The 22,862-nt window shown below is 73.0% G+C and carries 24 protein-coding genes; 6 read left to right on the plus strand and 18 right to left on the minus strand.

The annotated features are described in order from the left end of the window. Positions 1–113 precede the first annotated feature (113 nt). Positions 114–1,241 (plus strand): ferritin-like domain-containing protein, encoded by a 1,128-nt coding sequence (locus ACIBCT_RS27005; RefSeq protein WP_399193131.1) that lies wholly within the window; start codon positions 114–116, stop codon positions 1,239–1,241. Between the two features lie 76 nt (positions 1,242–1,317). Here ACIBCT_RS27005 and ACIBCT_RS27010 read toward each other — a convergent pair whose 3' ends face one another. The 4 genes from ACIBCT_RS27010 to ACIBCT_RS27025 form a co-directional block, all read right to left on the minus strand. Continuing rightward, complete coding sequence (locus ACIBCT_RS27010; protein ID WP_399193133.1) at positions 1,318–2,067, minus strand: hypothetical protein; 750 nt, start codon at positions 2,065–2,067, stop codon at positions 1,318–1,320. Between the two features lie 23 nt (positions 2,068–2,090). Next, entirely contained in the window at positions 2,091–2,531 is a 441-nt protein-coding gene (locus ACIBCT_RS27015) for a DUF202 domain-containing protein (protein ID WP_399193135.1), read from the minus strand. 24 nt (positions 2,532–2,555) lie between these two features. Further along, positions 2,556–2,897, minus strand: coding sequence for a DUF202 domain-containing protein (locus ACIBCT_RS27020; RefSeq protein ID WP_344900739.1), 342 nt, complete (start codon positions 2,895–2,897; stop codon positions 2,556–2,558). A 61-nt stretch (positions 2,898–2,958) separates the two neighbouring features. After that, positions 2,959–3,360: a hypothetical protein gene (locus ACIBCT_RS27025; RefSeq protein ID WP_399193137.1), complete on the minus strand. Its 402-nt coding sequence runs from the start codon at positions 3,358–3,360 to the stop codon at positions 2,959–2,961. A 149-nt stretch (positions 3,361–3,509) separates the two neighbouring features. Here ACIBCT_RS27025 and ACIBCT_RS27030 point away from each other — a divergent pair, with 149 nt between their 5' ends. Next, positions 3,510–3,773, plus strand: a complete 264-nt coding sequence (locus ACIBCT_RS27030) for a UBP-type zinc finger domain-containing protein (RefSeq protein WP_399193139.1) — start codon at positions 3,510–3,512, stop codon at positions 3,771–3,773. A gap of 55 nt (positions 3,774–3,828) precedes the next feature. Here ACIBCT_RS27030 and ACIBCT_RS27035 read toward each other — a convergent pair whose 3' ends face one another. The 5 genes from ACIBCT_RS27035 to ACIBCT_RS27055 form a co-directional block, all read right to left on the minus strand. Beyond that, complete coding sequence (locus ACIBCT_RS27035) at positions 3,829–4,650, minus strand: GyrI-like domain-containing protein (RefSeq protein ID WP_399193232.1); 822 nt, start codon at positions 4,648–4,650, stop codon at positions 3,829–3,831. 210 nt (positions 4,651–4,860) lie between these two features. After that, positions 4,861–5,784 carry an RNA polymerase sigma-70 factor gene (locus ACIBCT_RS27040; RefSeq protein WP_399193142.1) on the minus strand — a complete coding sequence of 308 codons (924 nt, stop codon included), beginning with the start codon at positions 5,782–5,784 and terminating at the stop codon, positions 4,861–4,863. A gap of 141 nt (positions 5,785–5,925) precedes the next feature. Continuing rightward, complete coding sequence (locus ACIBCT_RS27045; protein ID WP_399193144.1) at positions 5,926–6,399, minus strand: carboxymuconolactone decarboxylase family protein; 474 nt, start codon at positions 6,397–6,399, stop codon at positions 5,926–5,928. 113 nt (positions 6,400–6,512) lie between these two features. Further along, positions 6,513–8,096, minus strand: coding sequence for a Na+/H+ antiporter (locus ACIBCT_RS27050; RefSeq protein ID WP_399193146.1), 1,584 nt, complete (start codon positions 8,094–8,096; stop codon positions 6,513–6,515). Between the two features lie 206 nt (positions 8,097–8,302). Continuing rightward, on the minus strand, positions 8,303–9,763 hold the full coding sequence (locus tag ACIBCT_RS27055; protein WP_399193148.1) for a hypothetical protein: 1,461 nt from the start codon (positions 9,761–9,763) through the stop codon (positions 8,303–8,305). A gap of 284 nt (positions 9,764–10,047) precedes the next feature. On the opposite strand from ACIBCT_RS27055, the gene ACIBCT_RS27060 reads away from it, so the two are divergent. Then, positions 10,048–12,255 (plus strand): ATP-dependent DNA helicase, encoded by a 2,208-nt coding sequence (locus ACIBCT_RS27060; RefSeq protein WP_399193150.1) that lies wholly within the window; start codon positions 10,048–10,050, stop codon positions 12,253–12,255. A gap of 63 nt (positions 12,256–12,318) precedes the next feature. Here the strand turns inward: ACIBCT_RS27060 and aroQ are convergent, their stop codons facing one another. From aroQ to ACIBCT_RS27090, 6 genes are all read right to left on the minus strand, one after another. Continuing rightward, positions 12,319–12,753, minus strand: a complete 435-nt coding sequence (gene aroQ, locus ACIBCT_RS27065; RefSeq protein WP_399193152.1) for a type II 3-dehydroquinate dehydratase — start codon at positions 12,751–12,753, stop codon at positions 12,319–12,321. Positions 12,754–12,921: 168 nt separating this feature from the next. Beyond that, complete coding sequence (gene aroB / locus ACIBCT_RS27070) at positions 12,922–13,998, minus strand: 3-dehydroquinate synthase (protein WP_399193154.1); 1,077 nt, start codon at positions 13,996–13,998, stop codon at positions 12,922–12,924. A gap of 124 nt (positions 13,999–14,122) precedes the next feature. Beyond that, the gene (locus ACIBCT_RS27075; protein ID WP_399193156.1) at positions 14,123–14,626 is read right to left on the minus strand and encodes a shikimate kinase; all 504 of its coding nucleotides are present in this window, start codon (positions 14,624–14,626) and stop codon (positions 14,123–14,125) included. Between the two features lie 64 nt (positions 14,627–14,690). Further along, on the minus strand, positions 14,691–15,869 hold the full coding sequence (gene aroC / locus ACIBCT_RS27080; protein WP_399193158.1) for a chorismate synthase: 1,179 nt from the start codon (positions 15,867–15,869) through the stop codon (positions 14,691–14,693). Between the two features lie 102 nt (positions 15,870–15,971). Then, complete coding sequence (locus ACIBCT_RS27085) at positions 15,972–16,700, minus strand: prepilin peptidase (protein ID WP_399193160.1); 729 nt, start codon at positions 16,698–16,700, stop codon at positions 15,972–15,974. A gap of 155 nt (positions 16,701–16,855) precedes the next feature. Beyond that, the gene (locus ACIBCT_RS27090) at positions 16,856–17,464 is read right to left on the minus strand and encodes a TetR/AcrR family transcriptional regulator (protein WP_399193162.1); all 609 of its coding nucleotides are present in this window, start codon (positions 17,462–17,464) and stop codon (positions 16,856–16,858) included. A gap of 64 nt (positions 17,465–17,528) precedes the next feature. On the opposite strand from ACIBCT_RS27090, the gene ACIBCT_RS27095 reads away from it, so the two are divergent. From ACIBCT_RS27095 to ACIBCT_RS27105, 3 genes are all read left to right on the plus strand, one after another. Then, positions 17,529–17,945 (plus strand): VOC family protein, encoded by a 417-nt coding sequence (locus tag ACIBCT_RS27095; RefSeq protein ID WP_399193164.1) that lies wholly within the window; start codon positions 17,529–17,531, stop codon positions 17,943–17,945. A gap of 134 nt (positions 17,946–18,079) precedes the next feature. Beyond that, the gene (locus tag ACIBCT_RS27100; RefSeq protein WP_399193166.1) at positions 18,080–19,072 is read left to right on the plus strand and encodes a hypothetical protein; all 993 of its coding nucleotides are present in this window, start codon (positions 18,080–18,082) and stop codon (positions 19,070–19,072) included. Then, positions 19,069–20,070 carry a hypothetical protein gene (locus tag ACIBCT_RS27105; protein WP_399193168.1) on the plus strand — a complete coding sequence of 334 codons (1,002 nt, stop codon included), beginning with the start codon at positions 19,069–19,071 and terminating at the stop codon, positions 20,068–20,070. Before ACIBCT_RS27100 ends, ACIBCT_RS27105 begins: the two co-directional genes overlap by 4 nt. On the opposite strand, the gene ACIBCT_RS27110 is transcribed toward ACIBCT_RS27105, so the two are convergent. From ACIBCT_RS27110 to ACIBCT_RS27120, 3 genes are all read right to left on the minus strand, one after another. Continuing rightward, positions 19,991–20,545, minus strand: coding sequence for an SseB family protein (locus ACIBCT_RS27110; protein ID WP_399193170.1), 555 nt, complete (start codon positions 20,543–20,545; stop codon positions 19,991–19,993). The two genes, ACIBCT_RS27105 and ACIBCT_RS27110, sit on opposite strands and share 80 nt — an antisense overlap. A gap of 78 nt (positions 20,546–20,623) precedes the next feature. Then, positions 20,624–21,715, minus strand: a complete 1,092-nt coding sequence (locus ACIBCT_RS27115; RefSeq protein WP_399193172.1) for a ring-opening amidohydrolase — start codon at positions 21,713–21,715, stop codon at positions 20,624–20,626. 24 nt (positions 21,716–21,739) lie between these two features. Further along, complete coding sequence (locus tag ACIBCT_RS27120) at positions 21,740–22,657, minus strand: carbamate kinase (RefSeq protein WP_399193174.1); 918 nt, start codon at positions 22,655–22,657, stop codon at positions 21,740–21,742. Positions 22,658–22,862: the final 205 nt, after the last annotated feature.

Genomic DNA, 22,862 nt, shown 5'->3' on the forward strand with positions numbered 1-22,862 from the left:
GCCGTCCGCGGCCCCGGGCGTCACCTCCGCGGGCGCGGCCTCCATTGACGTACGTACAGTGTACGTGACAACCTCGTGGGGGTACGTACGATGTACGTCTCCAGGAGGCCCCCATGTCGACGCACGACCTCTACGCCATCCCCTCCGAGCTGTCCACCTGGGACGTCGAGGCGGCCGGAGCCGCCCGGTTCACCTGGGAGTACGACGAGGGCCGGGACCGCATGCTGAGCCTGTACCAGAAGGGCAAGGACAAGCAGTGGGACTCGGCCAAGCGCATCGACTGGGACCTGGAGGTCGATCCGTACGACGTGCTCGGCGTCCCCGACCGGACGCTGGCGATCTACGGCAGCCCGCTGTGGGAGCGGATGGACGACAGGCAGCGCGCCGACGTGCGGCTGCACAACGCCTCCTGGCAGTTCTCCCAGTTCCTGCACGGTGAGCAGGGCGCGATGATCTGCTCGGCCAGGATCGTGGAGTCGGTCCCCGACCTGGACTCGAAGTTCTACGCGGCCACCCAGACCATGGACGAGGCCCGGCACGCCGAGACCTACGCCCGGTTCCTGCAGGAGAAGGTGGGCCTGGCCTACCCGATCAACCCCCACCTGAAGGCACTGCTCGACAACACGCTGAGCGACTCCCGCTGGGACATGCCCTACCTGGGCATGCAGGTGCTCATCGAGGGTCTCGCGCTGGCCGCCTTCGGCGTGATGCGCGACATCACCACCAAGCCGCTGCCCAAGCAGATCCTCGCCTACGTCATGCAGGACGAGGCCCGGCACGTGGCCTTCGGCCGGATGGCGCTGCGCGACCACTACGCGCAGCTCGGCGAGGCCGAGCTGCGCGAGCGCGAGGACTTCGTCATCGAGGGCTGCTACCTGATGCGCGACCGGCTGCGCGGCCGGGAGACCTGGGAGACCCTGGGCCTGAACAAGGCCGAGGTGGCCGAGGCCATGGAGTGCGTCGACCGGTCGGAGTACCTGAGGATCTTCCGCTCGCTGCTGTTCAGCCGGATCGTCCCCTGCGTCAAGGACATCGGGCTGTGGAGCCCGCGCCTGCAGCAGGCCTACGCCGACATGGGCGTGCTGGAGATGGCGGGCCAGGACCTGGACCGGCTGATGCGCCAGGACGAGGACATCGCCGAACGGCTCGACGCCGAGCGGTTCGCGGCCGAGGAGGCCGAGCGCCACGCCGAGGTCGCCGAGACCGTCGCCCTGGGCGGCACCGAGGCCCCCCGGCCCTGATCTCCCGCCCCTGACTTCCCGGCCCTGATCCCCCGCCGCCTCCCGGCCCCTCGCGCGGCCCGTGCTCCCGCCCGTCTCACGGCAGGTCGAGGGCGCTCAGGCCGAGCAGGAACGTCTGCCGGTCACGGGTGGTCAGGGTCTCGTACGGCCGCGCGGCGCGGCGGTTGGTGTCGGCCTCGATCCGGTCCCGGACCGGCCCCGGGGGCAGGGAGACGATCTCGGCGGCGGTCAGGCCCGCCCGCGCCCAGGCTCCGGCGTGCGCGTCGGCGCGGTGGTAGCGCAGGGCCGCCAGCCGGTTGAAGAGCAGCACGCCCGGCGGGGTGCCCGCGGGCTCGTACGGCGGCGAGACCTGGGTGAAGGCGGCCCCGCCGGTCGCCGCGCCCGCCCGCAGGAGCCGTCCGGCGACGGCGGCCAGCTCGGGCAGCCGGTCGGCCTGGGCGGCCCACAGCCCGCCGAGCACCGTCGCGTGCACCTCGTACAGGGAGGCGATGAAGGCCCGCGCGGCCGGGGTCGCGCGCAGGACGCCCCCCTCTGCGGGAGCGCCGGCGGGGGCGGTGTCCTCGACCAGGGTGCCCTGGACGAGGTGGACGTCGATCTCGGACCGCCGCAGGGGGTTGTAGCGGTAGACGGCGGCCACCCCCTCGGGGGTGAGCGGCCTGACCGGAAGCACGAAGCGGAGATCGACCAGCAGGTCGGCCTGCAGCCCCCAGCGCTCGGTGAGCTCCCGGCAGGGTGGCCTGCTCGCGATGTGGACCCCGAGGTTGACCGCGTCGATCAGCGGGCCGATCGACGCCGCGTAGCCGGGCAGATCATCGAAGCGGGACATGCTCCGCTATCTTGCCGCATTTTTTACCGCCCGACCCCCGCGAGCACGGAGGCGACGGCCCCGGCGGTGACGGCGACGGTGCCGATCCAGGCGATGAGGACGTCGGCGCCGTCGTCGAGGGGGCGCCCCCGGCGGAGGGCCTCCTGGGCGCGCCGGTAGCGGATGCCGGTCTGGGTCAGCAGCAGGAAGGCGCAGAACACGGCGGGGACGAACAGCAGGGCGATCCCGGCGGGGGCACCGGCGCGCAGGGCCACTCCGGCGCCGCCCAGGGCACCGGCCGCCAGCACGGTGGCGGTACGGACCCAGGCGAGCCTGGTCCGCTCACCCTGCAGGCCACCGTCCCCGACGCCACCGTGCCCCGTGCCGTCACCTCCGGGGCCGTCACCTCCGGGGCCGTCGTCCCGGGGAGCGACGTCCTGGAAGCCGCCGTCCCCGGACCCGCCTCCGTCCCGGGAGCCGCTCATCGGGAGCCGTTCATCGGGAGCCGTTCATCGGGAGAGCAGGATGAGGATCAGGGCCAGCACGGCGACGGCCGCCACCCCATACCCGAACAGCGGGGCCAAAGCCGGGGGCGGGAGCGGCGCGGAACTGCGCAGGGCCCGCTCGACGCTGCGCCAGCGGGGATAGGCCATCGCGGCGGCCAGGGCGGACAGCGACACCAGGACCACCGCGAGCAGGGTGCGCATCCACGGGATGAAGACGTCGGCCGAGACCGCGGCCATGGCGACGCCGCCCGCGCTGAGCGCGAGCGACGTACTCAACCAGGTCAGATAGGTGCGTTCGTTGGCGAGAGTGAACCGGGGATCCGGTTCGTTGTCCGGAGCGTCCATGGGAACGACGCTATTTCAGCGCTATTCCCCTAGGAGAATGCGGGTTGGGAACAGGCCGCCGTCACCCGCAGGCGTTGGTCAGCTGCTGGACCCAGCCCACCGAGTCGGTCGCCACCTTCTGGGCGGCGTCGACGGCGCTGTTGGCGTCGGTGACGTTGAAACCCTGCAGGGTGTTGGACACACCGTCGGCGGCCTCCTTCAGGGAGGTGTTGGAGGCCTTGTCGGCGAGATCACCCAGCTTGGCGCCCCCGTCGTTCAGCGCCTTCTCCATGCCCGCGGGGTCGTTGAGCAGGCCGGACACCTTGGAGGCGGTCTCGGTGACGATACCCGCGGCCTGCACGCACTGCTGCGCCTTGTCGATGCCCTGGCTCACCTGCTGGATCTCGGAGCAGCCCGTGACCAGCAGGGCGGCGGCCACCGCTGAGGCGGCGAGGACGGGAATTCGTCGCGGAAGGGGTCGCATGTCCCGACCCTACCCAACGCGCCCGCGCGGCAGGCGCGGTCGTACCGGCTCGTTACCGAAGGAGGCCGCAGGCCGGAACGCGGAGAGGCACACCGACCCGAACATGGTTCGGGTCGTACGATCCTGAGTATTCACACAAGGGGGGAACCATGGAGCTCTGTCAGCATCTCACCCGGGCCCGGACCGAGGACCCGCCGGCGCGCACGCCGCAGGGGTGTGAGGAGTGCCTGGCGATCGGAGCGCGCTGGGTCCATCTGCGCAGGTGCCTGTCCTGCGGCCACATCGGCTGCTGTGACTCGTCGCCCAACCGGCACGCCACCGGCCACGCCACCGGGATCGGCCACCCGGTCATCGCCTCGTTCGAACCGGGCGAGAACTGGCGCTGGTGCTACGTGGACAACGTGATGGGCTGAGACGTGTCCACTGAACGATCTCGGTGGCGCGGCGGGACCGTGACCTACCGCAGGATCACGCCGGCCCGCCGGACCGGACCGGCCAGGCCACCTGGGTGAGCAGGTCGGCCTCGGCGGTCACGGCCGGGTCGTTGAGGTAGGTCTCCCGAGGCGGACCGGCGATCTCGTGGCCCTGCTCGGTGATCCAGGCGGTCAGGGCGTGGTAGGCGGGAGCGATCTCGTCGTGACGGCCCCGGTGGACGGTGACCGCGGCGGTGACCGCGGCCAGCCGGTCGACCCGTACGGGAGAGGTCGCGGCGACGGGCGACCCGATCGGGATGCAGATCTCGATGTCGCCGTCGTTGTCGGCGTCGATGACGTCGTGGAACACCAGGAAGGGGGCGCCGGCCGGGTGCCTCCCGGCGTGCGTGAGAACCCCGACGACGGTGCCGAAGCCCTCGGCGATCGTCGCGCCGGCGCCGGCCAGGTCGGTGCGGCGGCGCACCGAGGCCACGGTCTGCGCGGGCAGGGTCTCGACGGTGACGGTGTAGTTCATGAGGCGCTCCTCGCCGTTGATCAATCGGGTGATGACGGCCAGCATGTGATCGTGGCGATCCCGTTCCGCCCGCAGGCGTCGCCGGTGCGCGCTCAGCAGGCCGGGGACGTCCGCCGGGGAGGCGGTCAGCACCCGCTTGATCTCCTCGATCGGCATGTCGAGTGCCCGGAGCCTGCGGATCGACTCCGCCGTGCCCGCCTGGCCGAGCGCGTAGTAGCGATAACCGCTGGAGGCGTCGACCTTCGCAGGTCGCAGCAGGCCCAGCTCGTCGTAGAGGCGCAACGCCTTGACCGACAGCCGGGTCATGGCCGAGAACGTGCCGATCAGCACCAGCCGAGTCATCACCAACCCCGATCACATCCTGGTCCGCTCACCGTCGCCTCTCCCCCGGGGGGAGGGTCAACCCGGAGCCGCGAGCACGACGCACGGTAGAGGACGATCCGTGCCGGGTTCCTCGTCGCGGCCGATTTCTGCGGCCGATTCTCCGGCCGGATGAGATCGAACCGGATCCGGATCTGCTCCTCCGCCTCCGTGGGGCCGCGTGATCTGCGGTCATCCCGTGGACCGGCGCGCCCGCCTTGCTTCGCGGTCGATCGCCCAGGCGTCCGCCACCGGGCCCAGGTGCCCCAGCTTGTCGGGGTTGATCACCGAGCGGATCGTCTGGATCCTCCCGCCGAGCACATCGAGCGCCAGGATGTGGAGCACTCTGCCGTCTCGGTCGCGGAAGATCGCACCCGGCTGGCCGTTGATCTCGTGCGGCTCGAACGTCACGTCGATCCGGGCCACCCGGGGGAAGAAGGAGGCGAGCAGCCGGGCCACGTTCTCGGCGCCGAAGACGGTCCTGGCCAGCTGGGGGGCCTTGCCGCCGCCGTCGCCGACCACCGACACGTCGGCGGCGAGCAGTTCCCGCAGGCCGGCGACGTCGCCTTCGCGAAGGGCGGCGAAGAACCGTGAGGCCAGCTCCTCCCGCTCCTCGCGGGCCGCTTCGAAGCGGGGCCGGCCGGTCTCCATGTGCCGCCGTGCCCGCACCAGCAGCTGCCGGCACGCGGCCTCCGAGCGTCCCACCGCCGACGCGACCTCGTCGAACCCGAAGCCGAACACCTCCCGCAGCACGAACACCGCCCGTTCCAGCGGGCTGAGCCGTTCCAGCAGCAGCAACGCCGCCATCGACACCGAGTCGGCCAGCTCCGCCGACCGCGCCGGATCCTGGTACGGATCGCTCAGCAGCGGCTCGGGCAACCACGGGCCCGCGTACTCCTCGCGCCGCGCGCGGGCGGAGCGCAGCACGTCGATCGAGATCCGTGTCACCACGGCCGACAGAAGGGCCTTGGTCGACGTGGGCGGGGTCGTCAGGGCGTCGAAGCGCAGCCACGTCTCCTGTACGGCGTCCTCGGCCTCCCCCACGCTGCCCAGGATCCGGTAGGAGATCGAGAACAGCAGCGGTCGCAGTTCCTCGAACTCCTCGGCCTTGTTCACTCCGGCCTCCCTCCCCTGTCCCCGTCCGTACCGTCCGGCGCGGGGGTCTTCCGGTGATCGTCCACGGTGCCGGTACGGCAGGGCGACGCCCCCGGCGCGGGGCCCGGAGCCCGCGGGCCCCGAGCCGGTCGCCGGCGCCGTTCAGTGGAACTGGCCGGGCACGTGGTCACCGGCCGGCTGCCGGGCGATGATGTTCAGCCGGTTCGCGGTGTTCATGAAGGAGACCAGGATCACCAGGGCGGCGAGCTGTCCCTCGTCGTAGTGTTCGGCGGCGCGGGCCCAGGTGTCGTCGCCGACCCCGTCGGCCGCGTCCGCGACCCGGGTCCCCTCCTCCGCCAGCCTCAGTGCGGCGCGCTCGGCCTCGGTGAAGACCGTGGCCTCCCGCCATGCCGCGACCAGGTTCAGCCGCACCGGGCTCTCACCGGCGGCGGTGGCCTCCTTGGTGTGCATGTCGATGCAGACGGCGCAGCCGTTGATCTGGCTCACGCGGAGCGCCACCAGTTCCTGCGTGGCGGCCGGCAGCGGGGACTCCTTGAGTGCCCTGCCCGCCGACATGAAGTGCTTGAGGATCTTGCCGGCGGCGGGGTCGGCGAAGTAGTTCAGTCGAGCGTCCACGTCGTGCTCCTGCGCGGTCGGTGATGGCTACACCTCCTGAGACGAGGTAGCCCGACCCCCAGTGACACGGACGGATGTGACCTGTGTCTCCCGGCCGCCGACCGTGACCGGCCTCAGTCACGCTCCAGCGTGGCCTCCTCGAAGTCGATCTCGTGGAGGACCCGGCGGAGCACCTCGTCGTCGACGCGCCGCTCGTCGCGGAGGCGGATGAAGACCTCGCGCTCGACCGCCAGCATCTCCCTGCGGAGCCGGCGGTAGACGGTGCTGGGCGTCTCCTCGCCCTCCGGGCCGGTCCCGCCGCCCAGCCGCTCCCACGCGGTGAGGGCGCGGCGCTCGGTGCGCGACCTGAGCTGGTCGACCACCTCCCGGTGGACGTCGTCGACCCCGTCGGCCACCAGCTCCTCCAGCCGGGCCAGCGACGCCGAGGCCGCGGCCTGCTGGGCGGCGGCCTCGGACAGGTTGTCGGCGTAGGTCTCCTGCTCGTTGGACACCCTGAGCCTGCGGATCAGCGCCGGGAACGTCAGGCCCTGGAGGAGCAGGGTGCCGATCACCACCGCGAAGGTGAGGAAGAGCAGCAGGTCGCGCCCCTCGAAGTCCTCCGGGATGGCGAAGGCCGCGGCCAGGGAGACCACGCCGCGCATGCCGGCCCAGCTCACGATGGCCGTGTACTGCCACGACGGCGCGTGGGTCTCGCGGCTGCGGACCTTCTTGGACAGCATCCTGGGCAGGTAGAGGCTGGGCACCACCCAGACCGCCCGGGAGATCACCACCGCGGCGAAGACGGCCAGGGCCATCCCGGTGAGCCTCCACCGGTCGCTCCACTCCAGCTCCCTGACGATCGGCCACAGCTGCAGGCCGATCAGCGCGAAGACGATCGTCTCCAGGAAGAAGCCGAGCACCCGCCAGATCGCGTCGGACAGCAACCGGGTGCCGAAGCCCGCCCTGGGCATCCGGTGCCCGATGTAGAGGCCGACGATCACGACGACGACCACCCCGGAGACGTGCACGCTCTCGGCCGCCAGGTAGACGGCGAACGGGGCCAGCAGCATCACCGTGTTCTCGATGAGCGCCTCGCGCAGCCGCAGCAGCACCCAGGTCAGCATCCAGGCGAGCGCCAGCCCCATGACCACGCCGCCCACCGCGGCCCTGACGAAGTCGACGGTGACGTCCAGCCAGGTCAGGCCCTGCCCCAGCGCGGCGGCGATGGCCACCCGGTAGGCGGTCAGCGCGGTGGCGTCGTTGAACAGGCTCTCCCCCACCAGGATGGTGACCACCTTGCGCGGCAGCCCGAGCCTGCGGGCCACGGCGACGGCGGCGACCGCGTCCGGCGGGGCCACGATGGCGCCCAGCGCGAACGCGGCGGCGAGCGGCAGCTCGGGCAGGAGCAGGTGGGCGACCCCTCCGACGACCAGCGTGGTGAACAGCACCAGGCCGATCGAGAGCAGCGCGACCGGCCTGCGGAGATCCTTGAGCCTGAGGTAGGAGCTCTCGATCGCCGCCGCGTAGAGCAGCGGCGGCAGGAAGACCAGCAGGACGAGTTCGGGGTCGAGCTCGTACTCGGGGAACAGCGGTGACAGCACCAGGCCCGCGAACACCAGCAGCAGCGGCGCCGGCCATCCCCTGCGCCTGGCCACCGCGGCCACGGCGATCCCGACGACCGACACGGCCAGCATCTGCAGCACCGTCGACTGGTCCACGCCACCCCGCCCGATAGAGATCGATCAGCCCGCCCGCCCGGTGCCTCCGGGGAGCCGCCCTCGAGGGCGGGACGCCGTCAGGCGCCGGGGTCCGCATCCGGCGAACGGGTCACCGTATCTCCTCGGGGGCCGCGCTGGCGAACGGGCGCGACGGGGCCGCATCGGAACGTGAGCCGGGCCACACCGGCGGGGTCATCGGCGGACGGTCACCAGTCGCGGCGCTCGCCACGGCGCCTGCCCTCGTGGCGCCCGTCCTCGTAGCGGGGCTCCTCCCGCTGCTCCTCGTAGCGCCGCTCGTCGTGACGCTGCTCGGGGCGGAGACGCTCGCCGGTGGAGTGCGGCGGCTCCTGCACGTAGGGGCGCGGCAGCCGCTGGTCCGGCGCGGAGCGGCCGAACAGGCCCAGCGGGTCGGACGGGTCGACGTCCTCCTGCGGGTAGGCGGGCGGGGTGTAAAGGTCGCGCAGGTCGGCCGGGTGACCGGCCGGGTGCGGCTGCTGGGCGCCCGGCGCGTAGGGGTCGGGCTGCGCGGCGGCCGGGTAGCCGTAGGGTGCCGCCTGCCCGGCCCCCTGGGCGGCCTGCTGCGCGGCGAACCCGAAGGGGTCGGTCGAGGTCTGCTGTGCCTGCGCGTAGGGGTCGGGCTCGGCCGGGCGGGCGTGGCCGGGGAGACGGTCGGCGGGCGGCGCGAAGGGGTCCACGGGCTTCTGCCGCTCGGCCGGGGGCGCGAAGGGGTCCACCGGGTGCGGCTGCGGCGGCACCTCGTACGCGCCGGACCGCGGGGCGCCGTAGGGGGCGGGCTGCGCGGCGCCGCCGGGATAGGCGTCCTGCGGGACCGGGCCGCCGTAGGGGCCCGGCTGCTGGGCGGGCGCGCCGTAGAAGTCGGCCTGCGGGACCGGACCGGGGTAGCCGTCCGGCTGCGAGCCCCCGTAGGGGGCGGGCTGCGCGGGGCCGCCCGGTTGCGGGCTCCCGTACGGGGCGGGCTGCTGCGCGCCACCGGGGTAGGCGTCCTGGGGGCCGCCGTAGGGGCCGGGGCGCTGGGCGGGCGGGTAGAGGTCGCCGGGCATCTGGTAGCCGGCCTCTCCGGGCCCGGGGTCCGTGGCGAGCGGCTCGGCGGGCTGGGGCTGCCCGTAGGGCAGCGCGTCGTTCACGATGAGGTTCTCGCGGGGCACCGCGTCGGCCGGGCCGTACCCGGGCTGGGCGCGGTCGGAGGATCGATCCAAGGCGGGCACCGCGCCCCGCGCGACGAGCACGTCGTTCGGCCCGAGGGCCGGGGCCGGGCGGGACGCGCTCGGGTCGGTGGTGTGACCGATCGGGTCGACGTACTGCTGCTGCGGCTGGGCGTAGTCCTCGGGCCGCGGCCGGGCGTACTGGCCGGTGCCCGGGTACTCGCCGTAGACCTGCTGCTCGCCGTGGTGCGGCTGCTCGGCCGGGACGGGCTCGTCCACCTCGTCGGGGTACTGTCCACCGGCCTCGACGAAGCCCTCGTCGAGGGTGTCGACCAGGCGTCCCACGTCGTTCATGGGCATGCGGAAACTCGCGGTGCACATCTCACCGCGCCAAAGGCTCAGCACCAGGGTGCCTTCGTGCCAGGTGACCCGGAGCACGCGCTCCTGGCCACGCTCGTCAAAGAACACCTCGCCGAACGACGGCAACGGCACAACTTCCGACATGGAGGACATAGTGCTTTAACCAGCCTTTATTCGTCCACTCGACCTCGGGAAACCCTACCGAACCGGCCTTTCCATCCCCATCTTCCGCCCCAGGGACACCAGAACGATAGATCTTCCGTGACCTTGCGGGGCTCGACGAGCCGGGTGATCCAGCCAGTTTGCCACGTGACGTGAACCTCGGCTTCCTGAATACCGCCATGCGTCCGTACGGCGAACTCCTCCGGAACCGCCGAAGCCCCCGGAGCCGCCGCGATCGTCGGAGTGAACGGGTACGGTTGGCTGTCGTGCCGACCGACTCCATCGCCCCATCCGAAGACGTCTCCCCGAAGACGGATATTCCCCCCGTCGAGGATCTGCTGAGCACCGCCGTCGAAGCGGTGGGCGGGGTCGAGCGCCCCGGCCAGATCGCGATGGTGAGGGCGGTTCAGCACGCGATCGAGTCGGGCGACCACCTGGCCGTCCAGGCCGGCACCGGCACCGGCAAGTCGCTGGCCTACCTGATCCCCTCGATCAGGCACGCGATGACCTCCAAGGGGGCCGTGGTCGTCTCCACCGCGACCATCGCGCTGCAGCGCCAGCTCGTCGACCGCGACCTGCCCCGCCTGGCTGCGGCCCTCGCCCCGCACCTGCCGCACGAGCCCGCGTTCGCGATCCTCAAGGGCCGCCGCAACTACCTGTGCCGGTACAAGGCGAGCGCCGGGTGGCCCGACGAGGAGCAGGACCAGCTCTTCGACCCCCGCGAGGTGAACGCGACGGGCCGGATGGTCCAGCGCATCCAGGAGTGGGCGAACGAGACCGACACCGGTGACCGCGACGAGCTCGTTCCCGGGGTCAACGAGCAGGCCTGGCGCCAGTTCTCGGTCAGTGCCAGGGAGTGCCTGGGCGCCATGCGCTGCCCGAACGGCGCCGAGTGCTTCGCCGAGCTGGCCCGCGCCCGCGCCGGTGAGTCCGACGTCGTGGTGACCAACCACGCGCTGCTGGCGATCGACGCGATGGAGGACTTCCCTCTGCTGCCCGAGCACGAGGTGGTCGTGGTCGACGAGGCCCACGAGCTGGTCGACCGCGTCACCTCGGTGGTCAGCGGCGAACTGTCGGAGACCATGGTCTCGGTGGCCGTGCGACGGGTCGGCAAGCTCATCGAGCAGCACCTCGCCGACCGGCTGATGGAGGCCGGGGAGGACCTCAGGGCCCTGCTGGCCGCCGCGCCCGCCGGCCGTCTCGACGAGCTCCCCGAGGTGCTGGGGATGACGCTCGCCCTGATCCGCGACGCGGCCTGGGCGTGCATCACCGCGATGGGGCCGCGCGGCGGCGACAAGGACGACCCCGAGGGCGCTGGGCTGCGCAAGGCGGCCTTCACGTCCCTGGACGAGGTGCACGACACCGCGCAGCGCATGCTCGACGCGTTCGGTCACGCCACGGAGGTGGACCGGGCAGAGGTGGTCTGGCTGGAGGCGGGCACCGACCGGCGCCCGCCCCTGCTGCGGGTGGCCCCGCTCACCGTGGCGGGCATGCTCCGCGACAAGCTCTTCGGTGACCGTACGGTGATCCTGACCTCGGCCACGCTCGCCCTGGGCGGCGCCTTCGACGGGCTGGCCCGCCAGTGGGGGCTGGGCGCCGGGGGCGGCCGGGCCGAGCCGTCACGGGACGCGGCCCGCGGCGGCGCCGAGGACACCCGTGACACCCGTGACACCGGCGACACCCGCGACACCGGTGACACCGAGGACGCCTCCGGCACCGGCGCGCGGGACGGTGAGCGCGGCAACGGCGGGCGCCGCGCCAGGGGGAACGGCGACAAGGGCGCCGGCAAGGGCACGAGGAGCCGGGCCGGCTGGACCGGCCTCGACGTCGGCTCCCCCTTCGACCACCCCCGCAGCGGCATCCTCTACGTCGCCAAGCACCTGCCCCAGCCGGGGCGCGACGGGCTGCCCGAGGCCTACATCGAGGAGATCACCGAGCTCATCGAGGCCGCCGGGGGACGCACCCTCGGCCTGTTCTCCTCGATGCGGGCCGCCAGGGCGGCGACCGAGGCGCTGCGCGACCGGCTGAGCGTGCCGCTGCTCTGCCAGGGGGACGACTCCACGATGCTGCTGGTCAAGCAGTTCGCCGAGGACGAGCCGACCTGCCTGTTCGGCACGCTCTCCCTGTGGCAGGGCGTCGACGTGCCCGGCCCGTCGCTGCGCCTGGTCATCATCGACCGCATCCCGTTCCCGCGCCCGGACGACCCGCTCAGCTCCGCCCGGCAGCGTCACGTCGCCGCCAAGGGCGGCAACGGGTTCATGTCGGTCGCCGCCACCCACGCCGCGCTCCTGCTGGCCCAGGGCGCGGGCCGCCTGCTGCGCAGCCAGCACGACAAGGGGGTGGTCGCGGTCCTGGACCCGCGCCTGTCCACGGCCCGCTACGCCGGGTTCCTGCGCGACTCCCTGCCGCCCTTCTGGCCCACCGAGGACCCGGCGAAGGTCCGCAGCGCCCTCAAGCGCCTCGGCGCCTCCTGACCGGGCGCGCGTCCTCGAGCGCCCGGTCCCCGACCGGGGGCGCCTCACCTGACGCCGTCGGCGTCAGGTGGCGCTGTCGGCGATGGCGTGCAGGGCCAGCACGTACGACCTCAGGCCGAAGCCCGCGATGGTGCCGGTGGCCACCGAGGCGACGACCGAGGTGTGCCGGAACTCCTCCCGCGCGGCCGGGTTGGAGATGTGCACCTCGACCAGCGGGGCGGTGCGCTGGGCGATGGCATCGCGCAGCGCGTAGGAGTAGTGGGTGAACGCGGCCGGGTTCAACACCACCGGGATCCGGCCGTCGGCCGCCTCGTGCAGCCAGCGGAGCATCTCGGCCTCGTCGTCGGTCTGCCGCACCTCGACCGAGAGGCCGAGCCCTTCACCGGTCTGCCGGCAGAGCGCGGCCAGGTCGGCGAAGGTCTCCGCGCCGTAGACGTCCGGCTCGCGGGTGCCGAGCCGTCCCAGGTTGGGGCCGTTGAGCACGTACACGGGTCTCATCGGATCACTCACCGCTCCTCGACGGCCACGCGCCCGGTGCGCGGGCCGAGTTCCTCACCGGACTCCCGCCGGGCCGGCCGTTCCCGCCCGCCCGGGTCACCGGGCTCACACGGCTTGCGGGGCGCATACGGCTTGCCGGGCTCACCAGGCTCACCGGGCTTGCGGGGCTCACCGGGCGACCTCGCGGTAGGCGGCCTCGAGGAGCTCCTCCGACGGGTCGACCAGCGGGGAGACCTTGGCCAGGCCGTCCAGCACGACGAAGCGCAGCGTGGCACCGCGGCTCTTCTTGTCCAGGCGCATGTGGTCGCGCAGCTCGGGCCAGGCCTCGTGACGGTAGGCGGTGGGCAGGCCCACGGAGGTCAGCACGGACCGGGTGCGCTCCACCAGGTCGGCGCCGATCCTGCCGTCCAGGCGGGACAGCTCGGCCGCGTAGACCATGCCGATCGCGACGGCCTCGCCGTGGCGCATCCGGTAGTCCTCGGCGCGCTCGATGGCGTGGGCCAGGGTGTGACCGTAGTTCAGGATCTCCCGCAGGCCGCTCTCGCGCAGGTCGGCGCCGACGACGTCGGCCTTGATCTGGATCTTCCGCTCGATCAGCTCGCGGGTGTGCCGTCCCTCGGGGCGGCGGGCGCCCTCGGGGTCGTCCTCGATGAGCCTGAGGATCTCCGGGTCGGCGATGAAGCCGCCCTTGATGATCTCCGCCAGGCCGCCCACGTAGTCGTCGCGGGGCACCGAGACCAGCGTGGCCAGGTCGCACAGGACCCCCGCCGGCGGGTGGAAGGAGCCCACCAGGTTCTTGCCCTCGGGGGTGTTGATGCCGGTCTTGCCGCCCACCGCCGCGTCGACCATGCCCAGCAGGGTCGTCGGCACCTGCACGACCTTGACGCCGCGCAGCCAGGTGGCCGCGGCGAACCCGGCCAGGTCGGTGGTGGCCCCGCCCCCGACGCCGACCACCGCGTCGGAGCGGGTGAGGCCGGCGCGGCCGAAGGCGGACCACAGCCCGGCGACCACCTCGACCGTCTTGGCGCGCTCGGCGTCGGGCACCGGCAGCGGCACGACCTCGTACCCGGCCGCCTCGACCGCGCCGCACACCGGGCGGGCGATCTCCGGCAGGCTCTCCGGGTGGACCACGGCGACCGTGCGGACCTTCGGGCCCAGCAGTCCGGGCAGCTCGCCGAGCACACCGGCGCCGACCACCACGTCGTACGGGCTCTCGCCCCTGACGGAGATCCGGGTGACCGTCATCGGTCACCGTCCATCGGTGAGGGGGCTGCGTTCAGGAACACGTGGGAACTCCGGGGTGGGTTGTGCGGGTGGCTGCGGGTCCGGGGTGAAGCGGGGAGACGGCCGCCGGGGCGACCGGCCGCGCTCACTCCTTCAGGCTCGCGGCGATCTCGTCCACGACCTCCGCGGGCGAACGGTCGTCGGTCGCCACGGTGATCGTGGCCAGACCGCTGTAGAGGGGACGGCGGGCGTCCATCAGCTTCTTCAGCTGGCTGCGCGGGTTCAGCACGAGCAGCGGGCGCGCCGAGGCCAGGCCCACCCGCTGGACGGCACTGGACAGGCCGACTTCCAGGTAGACGACCTGGTGGCCGGTCAGCAGCTCGCGGGTGGCCTCGGCCAGGATCGCCCCGCCGCCGAGGGCGAGCACGCCTTCGTGCTCGGCCAGCGCCCGCCGTACGGCGTCGGCCTCCATCGCGCGGAAGGTCTCCTCGCCGTCCTCGATGAAGACGTCGCTGACGGGCTTGCCCGCCGCGAGCTCCACGTCGGCGTCGGTGTCGCGGAAGGCCAGACCGAGCCGGTCGGCCAGGAGCCGCCCGACGGTCGACTTGCCCGACCCCGGGGGGCCGATCAGCACTGCTCGGGGACTCACGTGTTCTCCTCGGACCGCGGGCCGCCGGCCGGGAGACCACAGGCTCCCGGGCCCGGACGCCCGCTCACTTGATCACCAATGACGAGAGGTAGCCGGACAGGTTGCGGGCGACCTCGTCGACGGAGTCGCCGCCGAACTTCTCGATCACCGCGTCGGCCAGGATCAGCGCGACCATCGCCTCGGCGACGATCGCGGCCGCCGGGACCGCGCACACGTCGGAACGCTCGTGGTGGGCCTTGGCCGCCTCGCCGGTCAGCACGTCGACGGTGGCCAGTGCCCTGGGAACGGTGGAGATCGGCTTCATCGCGGCACTGACGCGCAGCGGCTCGCCGTTGGTCATGCCGCCCTCGACGCCGCCGGCCCGGTTGGTGATCCGGCGGATGCCGCCCTCGGTGTTCTCGATCTCGTCGTGGGCCAGGGACCCCGGGCGGCGGGCCGTCTCGAAGCCGTCCCCGACCGCGACTCCCTTGATCGCCTGGATGCCCATCAGACCGGCCGCGAGACGGGCGTCGAGACGGCGGTCCCAGTGGGTGTAGCTGCCCAGGCCCGGCGGCAGGCCGTAGGCGACGACCTCGACGACGCCGCCGAGGGTGTCGCCGTCCTTGTGCGCCTTGTCGATCTCGGCGACCATCGCGGCGCTGCCCTCGGGGTCGGCGCAGCGCACCGGGTCGGCGTCGATCGCCTCCAGGTCGCCGGGACCGGGCAGGACGCCCCGGGTGGCCGCGGCCCCGCCGATCGAGACGACATGGCTGACGATGTCGACGTCGAGGGCCTGCTTGAGGAAGCTCCGCGCCACCTGGCCGAGCGCGACGCGGGCGGCGGTCTCGCGGGCGCTGGCCCGGTCGAGCACCGGGCGGGCGTCGTCGAAGCCGTACTTCTGCATGCCGGCGAGGTCGGCGTGACCGGGGCGGGGGCGTGAACGCGGCGCGTTGCGCGCCTGGCCCTCCAGCACGGCCGGATCGACGGGGTCGGCCGCCATGACCGTCTCCCACTTGGGCCACTCGGTGTTGCCGACGCGGATGGCGACGGGGCTGCCGAGGGTCCGTCCGTGGCGGACCCCGCCCACGATCGTGACCAGGTCCTGCTCGAACTTCATCCGCGCCCCGCGGCCGTAGCCGAGGCGGCGGCGGCGCAGCGCCTCGCCCAGCTGGGCCGTGGTCACCTCCACCCCGGCGGGCAACCCTTCCAGGATCGCGACGAGCTCGGGGCCGTGGGACTCTCCGGCGGTCAACCAGCGCAACATGGTGACAAGTCTTCCACGTGCCGCCCACTGGAATGGTCCGGGTTCACGGGTTGAGACGCCCCGATCCGCGAGGTCGCCCACGGGACGGCTCGGGACGGGGGCTCAGAGCGCGGTGAGAACGGCGGCGAGGGTGCCCAGCGCCATGAACGGGCCGAAGGGGATCTCGCTCTTGCGGCCCGCGCGGCGCAGGAGCATCAGGGCGGCCCCGTACAGGGCGCCGGCCACCAGGCCGAGGAAGGCACCGGTCACCAGCGTGTCCCAGCCCAGCCAGCCGAGCGCGGTGCCCAGGCTCCCGGCGAACTTGACGTCGCCCAGCCCCATCCCCGCCGGGTTGACCAGGAAGAGCAGCAGGTAGAACGCCACCAGGGCGAGGCCGCCGAGCCCGGCCGTGAGCAGGTCCGCGAGGCGGCCGTCGGCCAGGGCCGAGGCCGCCAGCAGCACGGTCGTGCCCAGGTAGGCGGCCAGGGTGAGCCTGTCGGGCAGCCGGTGGACGGCCACGTCCACGAAGACCAGGACGACGGCCACCACCGCCAGCCAGCCGAAGGCGAGCAGCTCCCCCGCCCTTCCGAGCGGCGTCGTCCCGGCTTCGACGGGCATCCCGGGCCACAGCGCCCGCAGCGCCAGGGCGGCCAGCACCGCGGCGGTGACCGCCTCGACGGTCCCCCTGGCCGGGAGGAGGACCCGGCCGGGCGGCAGGTCCCGTTCCGGTCCGGCCTCCGGATCGCCGGACACCGCGTGCAGGACCACCAGGCGTCGCGTCCAGGATCCGATCGCCAGACCCGCCAGGCCCGCCAGGACGGTGAGGAGTACGAGCCAGGCCGGGGGGGTCATGGGGCGACGATAACCCGCCCTCTCCTCGCGCGCCCGCGATCCGGACGTTCTCCCCTCGAAGGACGGCGGCCCAGGGACGAGACGCCACGAGGACGACGGCCCGGGACGAGGAGTCCGGGACGAGAGGCCGAGGACGACGGCCCGAGGACGCGGCGTCAGCCGTCGCGCAGGGCCTCCAGCATCCGTGACAGGGCGGCCCGGGTCTCGGCCAGGTCCCGGGGGTCGGTGGAGCCGGCCAGCCACAGGGCCGCCTCGTTCATGGCGCCCGACAGCAGGTGGGCCAGCGGCGCGACGGGCCTGCGGGCGATCGTTCCCGCCTCGATCAGGGTGGTGAGCTCGTCTGTCAGGTGACGGGCGGAGGCCGCCTCGTCCATGGCGCGCCATTCGGCCCACCCCAGGACGGCGGGGCCGTCGACGAGCATGATCTGCCGGACGTCCGGGGCGGTCCCGGCGGTGAGGAACGCCTGGCACCCGGCGACCAGCCGCTCCCACGGATCGTCCTGGGCGTCGGCGGTCGCGGCCACCTCCCGGGCCACCTCCTCCTGGACCTGTTCCAGGACGGCGCGGAAGAGGGCGGCCTTGCCGTCGAAGTGGTGGTAGAGCGCGCCCTTGGTGACCCCGGCCGCGCGGACGATCTCCGACAGGCCCACCGCGCCGTAGCCGAGCGTCGCGAACAGGCGCCTGCTCTCGCGCAGCAGGGCCTGCCTGGTCTGCTCGCGCTGCCGCGCCCTGCCGCCGTCCCTCATCGTCCCGCCCCCGCTCATTGACGTACCGACGGTACGTCAATATCGTACCTTCACATACCGACGGTATGTGAAAGGGAGTCCCATGAGACTGATCGGCTTCTATCCGGTCATCTGCACCTCGCGGATCGAGAGGTCCCGCGACTTCTACACCGGCCTGCTGGGCTTCGAGACGACGTTCGAGGCCGACTGGTACGTGAGCCTGCGGCGGCCCGGCGACCCGTCGTACGAGCTGGCGCTGCTCGACCACGGCCACCCGACGCTGCCCGAGGCGTACCGCGTCCCCGTGCGGGGGCTGCTGCTCAACCTGGAGGTGGAGGACGTGGACGCGGAGTGGGAACGGCTCGTCGCCCGCGAGGGGCTGCGGCCCGAGCTGGAGCTGCGCAGCGAGGACTTCGGGCAGCGGCACTTCATCGTGGCCGACCCCGACGGGGTCCTGATCGACGTGATCACGCCCATCGCGCCCACCGAGGCCTACGCCGAGCGGTACGTCGGCCCGTGAGGCCGTGAGGACGACCACCCCGGGACCGGCGATCATCCCGGGTGGGCGCCCGGGGTGACCTCCGAGGTCATTGACGGCCTCCCGGCGAGCACGGAGGCTGGCAGCAGACCCCTACCCCCGGAGGGCCGGACCACGTGGACACGGACCGCTTCAGCAAGCTGCCCGCGATCATCGCGTCCCTCGTTCTCCTGCCGGTGCTGCTTGAGCTCCTCGCGTGGTACATCGAGGGCGAGGAGTACGACGTGGCCCGCGCGATCACGGTGATCTCGGTGATCGTCATGCTCGCCCTGATCGCCACCGTGCTCGGCCGGATCCGGGCGCGGCTGCCGGTGCTGCTGGTCGTCGGGCTGACCGTCACCGCGGCGGGCGAGGCCGTGCTGGGGTTCGTGGCGGCCTTCGGCCCGGTGCTCTGGCGGGGCGGGGTGCCCGGCGAGGTGCACGGGCTGATCACCACGGGGGTGAGCGCGTTCGCCGTCGTCACCGGCGTCTACCTGCTCGTCCAGTACCGGCGGGGCCTGTACCTGCCCTACCTGGCGGCCGGGATGGGACCGCTGCCGACCGCGACCAAGCGCAAGGTGATCGGCGAGTCGGAGATCCTGATCCGCACCATGCCCGGCATCGGGCCCTCGGTGGAGAAGGCGCTGACCAGCTGTGTCGCCATGACCGACCAGGAGGACCTGCACTTCGTCGCCTACTACGCCGACAAGCGGTGCTGCTTCTACGTCGACGTGCTCGACGACGGCGACCTGGCCCACTTCTTCCACGAGACCGACCAGGAGCAGCGCAGGAGGATCTACCTCCAGGCCGGCAACCAGCTCAGCTGGCTCACCCAGCGGCTCAACCGGCAGCTGCACCGGCTGGAGGGCGGAGCCCTGATCCGCACGGTCCTGGACGTGGAGCGCGGGGCGATGTACCTGCACTGGATCGACGAGACCCGCTACCTGATCGGCGTGACCCTGGACCAGCGGAAGGTCGACTCCGCCGACGCCAAGATGGCCGAGCTCGTGGACCTGATCCGCGGGCACTTCTCCCTCCCCCCGATCAACCAGCGCAAGCACTCCCCCACGTCACATGGGCATCTGCGCTCCGTCCCGAGGAGTGAACGGTGGCCCGAATCGGGCTCTTGATCGTCGTTGTCGGCCTGGGCTGGCTGGCCGCCGACCTGGGAGGCCTGCGTGAGCTGGAGCACTCGGGCGCGTACGTGCTCCTCAGCAGCCTGCTGCTGGCCATCGGCCTGTACGGCAGCACGCACGGCATCGACCGCGCCGAGGCCAGGGAGCACACCCGGCTGATCACCCTGGCGGTCACCGTCGGGGTGCTGCTCAAGGCGGCGTTCATCGCCGGGGTGGTCTACCTCGTCTCCGGTGACCCCCGGGCACTGATCATGGCGGTGGTGGTCGCCCAGATCGATCCGCTCTCGGTCGCCGGGGTGATGCGGGACGACCGGCTCTCGACCCGGGCGAAGACCATCCTGGGAGCCTGGTCCTCGTTCGACGACCCGGTGACGATCATCCTGGCCGTCTACGCGGCGGCGCTGGTGAGCGACTCGGGACAGGGCGGCCTGTCGGCCTCCTACTTCGCCGACCTGGGACGGAACGCGCTGTTCGCGGTCGCCGCCTACCTGGTGTGGCGGCTGGTCAGGAAGGCCCCCGCGGCGCTGACCTACCTGGCCGCGGCCGGGGCGGTCGTGTCGGCCGCTTGGAGCTCCCTCATGCTCGGCCTGGCGACCGCCGGTCTGTACCTGCGCCTGCCGGACGCGCGCTGGCTGGGCCGGGCGGTGAGCGCGGCGTTCGCGCTCTCGGCGTTCCTGATGGGCCTGCTGCTCGTCGGCGGGACCAACATGGGGATGGGCGTGCTGCTCGGGCTGTCCGCGTACGCCGCGCAGATGGTCGCGGCGCTGGCGCTCACCCACGGCCTGCCGGTCGTCGACCGGGTGCACCTGGGGCTGGCGCAGCAGAACGGTGTGACGGCCGTGATCCTCGCCCTGGTCTTCGAGCGTGACTTCGGCGGGTTCGTCGCCGTGATCGCCCCGGCGATCCTGACGGTCAACCTCGTCCACGCGATGGCCAACCGAACCGCCGACGCCTGGGGGGCTCGGCGATCTCTTCCATCCGCGCCACGGTGACGTCGGGTCCCAGCGCGTCCAGGGTGCCCGACTCGACCGCGGCCAGGACGCGCAGCAGGTCCCCCTCGACGACGAAGGGCACCGGGCCCGCGACGTCCACCACCACGGCGGCGGCGCCCTCGTGCACGGCTGCCTGGCAGACCTGAAGGGCGGTGGCCTGGATGGGGCGGGCGTCGGCGCGCCACCGGCGCAGCGCGTCCACCCCGGTGAAGGCGAGCACCGCCTCGCGGCCGTCGGCGCCGACGAGCTTCGGGAGGGCCATCTCGCTCTCCTTCTCCTGCCGCAGGCCGTGCTCGCCGATCTCCGACTCCTTCAGCAGGGCGACCACCGGCACGAGCAGCCGGGCCCCGCCCAGGGCGGTGACCACGTCGCCCGCGTGCGCCGTCCCGGCGGCGAAGGCCGCGAGCGCGGACGTCACTGCGGCGTCGGCGGCGCCGTCGTCGCCGGGGACCAGGGGCTGCGGAATGCTCGGCACGAACCGGGAGCCTACCGGCGGCCGGGACGGGCGGGCGACCGCCGCGCCCCGGTCACCGTCCGGGGACGCGGGCGGTCCTCAGCCGAGGTCGGCGATGGCCGCCACCGGTCCGCCGCCGCTGGGGCCCTGGTGGACCGCGGCGACCGAGACGAACACGGCCGGGTCGCCGGTGACGCTGGCCGCGACGCCGCCGACGGTGGCCTTGATCTGCCGGTGCCAGTGCACGTCGGAGTCGTCGAGCATGATGTTGCGACGGCCCCGGACGCTGCCCGACGGATCGGCCTCGCACTTCATGAACACGTTGACCAGCCTGTCGCCCAGGTCGGACGGGTGGGGGCGCTCGGGCAGCTCGATGCCGCTGGAGCGGATCGCCTCCCAGATGCCGTCGGCGTCCAGCGCGTCCTTCATGACCGAGTGGCCGATCCGGTAGCGGCCGCCGATGCCCCGTACGTTGCCGACGACCACGATCTGCGCGCGGTCCAGCTCGACGCCCGAGGAGCACGACGCGACCGAGGAGTACAGCGACAGGTCGCGGTGGATCTGGTCGGCGGCGGGCATCTCGATCTCGCCCAGCGCCACGGCGATGCCCAGCGCGGTGGTCGAGTTGGAGATGTCCATCGACGGGCCGGTGTCCTCGATCACCACGTCCTTGCCGCGCGACTTGGCGTCGTTGATCGTGGACAGGGTGAGCAGGGGCGTCTTGGTCTGGACGTAGTGGACGTCGGCGGGGTCGTCGATCCCGGCGAGCTTCATGGCCTCGCGTACCCCGGCGGCGACCTTCTCCACCATCGCGGGACGGCCGATGTCCTCGGGCAGGATCACCTCGCTCATCGCGATCCCGACGCTGACCCGCGGCTCGTCGCTCGGCTCGGCGTCCGCCGTGGTGGCGAAGATCGTGGCGTGCGGGCTGAGCACGCCGTCGGTGCCTCCCGACCAGACCAGCGGGACGCTCTCCGGGGACGGGTGCCCCTTGGCCGCGAGCACCTCGCGGAAGGCGCGGTCGGCCAGGATGCGGGTGTAGTCGTTGACCCCGCCGTTGCCCTCGGTCTTGCCGATCACCGCGAGCACCCGGGCGGCCTCGATCACCCCGTCGTCGATGAGCCGTGCCAGCCCGGAGGCGTCGGTCACGCTCTCGATGGGCACCTTGCGCACTTCAATGGGTTCCGGCATCCCTGCCGCCTTTCGTAGTCGTGTTCACTTTCGCACCACGGTGCCGGTCTTCCCGGTCAGCGCCGTTCCGATCTCCTCCAGCGAGGTGATCACCGAGCGGTCGCCGCCCTGCTCGACGAAGCGCAGCGCGGCCTCGACCTTGGGGCCCATGCTGCCCCCGGCGAAGTGCCCGGCGGCGTGCAGCGCGCGCAGCTCGGCCACGCCGACGCCGCCGAGGGGCCTGGCGTCGGCCGTACCGAAACCGACGACCGCGGCCGGGACGTCGGTCGCGATGACCAGGACCGTCGCCCCCACCGCGCGGGCGAGCACGGCGGCGGCCAGGTCCTTGTCGATCACCGCCTCGACGCCGGTCAGCCGCCCCTCGGCGTCGCGGACCACGGGCACGCCCCCGCCGCCCGCGGCCACCACGGTGAACCCGGCCTCCGTCAGCGCCGTCACGGCGGGCGCGTCGAGGATCTCCAGCGGCTCCGGGGAGGCCACCACCCGGCGCCAGCCCCGGTCGAAGCGGCGCCAGGTCTGGCCGAGCCCCTCGAAGTGGCGGGCCCGGGCCTCGTCGAAGTAGCGGCCGATGGGCTTGACCGGGTCCCGGAAGGCCGGGTCGGCGGGGTCCACGAGCGTGCGGGTGACCACGACCGCGGCCCGGCCGCCGAGCGCGTTGAGGACGAGCGTCCCGACGGTGGCCTGGGTCTGGGCCACGCACCAGTCGAGCGGCACCGGGGGGACGACGTGGGCGGCGAGCTGGTTCTTCAGGATCAGGTTGCCGACCTGGGGGCCGTTGCCGTGGGTGAGGGTCACCCGGTGGCCGTCCTCGACGAGCGCCGCCACGTGGCGCACGGCGCGCTCGACCGCGCGGTGCTGGTCGAGGGGCGAGGCGGCGCCGTCGGGGCCCGTCATCGCGTTGCCGCCGAGCGCGATCAGTACTCGTTCACCCACCTGGTTCACCCACAGGCCGACGCTAACGGCCCGCGGGTCCCGCCCTCATGGGCACTCCTTGCCCAAGGGGCATCCGCCCTTCGGCACAACCCGCCAACCGGCCCGCCGGCCGATCCCTCGGTCGAGCCCTCGACCGATCCCTCTGCTGATCGCTCGACCGAGCCGAGAACCGGCCCGGGAACCTGCCCGGGGACCGGCCGGTGGGCCGGAGCGT

Origin of the sequence: Streptosporangium sp. NPDC050855 (genome assembly GCF_044456585.1) — a bacterium.
GTDB lineage: Bacteria > Actinomycetota > Actinomycetes > Streptosporangiales > Streptosporangiaceae > Streptosporangium > Streptosporangium longisporum.

Excerpts from the sequence above, each read along its gene's own strand:
- ACIBCT_RS27005 (WP_399193131.1), top strand. The coding sequence starts at position 114 with ATGTCGACGCACGACCTCTACGCCATCCCCTCCGAGCTGTCCACCTGG.
- ACIBCT_RS27010 (WP_399193133.1), bottom strand. The coding sequence starts at position 2,067 with ATGTCCCGCTTCGATGATCTGCCCGGCTACGCGGCGTCGATCGGCCCG.
- ACIBCT_RS27015 (WP_399193135.1), bottom strand. The coding sequence starts at position 2,531 with ATGAGCGGCTCCCGGGACGGAGGCGGGTCCGGGGACGGCGGCTTCCAG.
- ACIBCT_RS27020 (WP_344900739.1), bottom strand. The coding sequence starts at position 2,897 with ATGGACGCTCCGGACAACGAACCGGATCCCCGGTTCACTCTCGCCAAC.
- ACIBCT_RS27025 (WP_399193137.1), bottom strand. The coding sequence starts at position 3,360 with ATGCGACCCCTTCCGCGACGAATTCCCGTCCTCGCCGCCTCAGCGGTG.
- ACIBCT_RS27030 (WP_399193139.1), top strand. The coding sequence starts at position 3,510 with ATGGAGCTCTGTCAGCATCTCACCCGGGCCCGGACCGAGGACCCGCCG.
- ACIBCT_RS27035 (WP_399193232.1), bottom strand. The coding sequence starts at position 4,650 with ATGACTCGGCTGGTGCTGATCGGCACGTTCTCGGCCATGACCCGGCTG.
- ACIBCT_RS27055 (WP_399193148.1), bottom strand. The coding sequence starts at position 9,763 with ATGTCGGAAGTTGTGCCGTTGCCGTCGTTCGGCGAGGTGTTCTTTGAC.
- aroQ (WP_399193152.1), bottom strand. The coding sequence starts at position 12,753 with ATGAGACCCGTGTACGTGCTCAACGGCCCCAACCTGGGACGGCTCGGC.
- aroB (WP_399193154.1), bottom strand. The coding sequence starts at position 13,998 with ATGACGGTCACCCGGATCTCCGTCAGGGGCGAGAGCCCGTACGACGTG.
- aroC (WP_399193158.1), bottom strand. The coding sequence starts at position 15,869 with ATGTTGCGCTGGTTGACCGCCGGAGAGTCCCACGGCCCCGAGCTCGTC.
- ACIBCT_RS27085 (WP_399193160.1), bottom strand. The coding sequence starts at position 16,700 with ATGACCCCCCCGGCCTGGCTCGTACTCCTCACCGTCCTGGCGGGCCTG.
- ACIBCT_RS27090 (WP_399193162.1), bottom strand. The coding sequence starts at position 17,464 with ATGAGCGGGGGCGGGACGATGAGGGACGGCGGCAGGGCGCGGCAGCGC.
- ACIBCT_RS27095 (WP_399193164.1), top strand. The coding sequence starts at position 17,529 with ATGAGACTGATCGGCTTCTATCCGGTCATCTGCACCTCGCGGATCGAG.
- ACIBCT_RS27115 (WP_399193172.1), bottom strand. The coding sequence starts at position 21,715 with ATGCCGGAACCCATTGAAGTGCGCAAGGTGCCCATCGAGAGCGTGACC.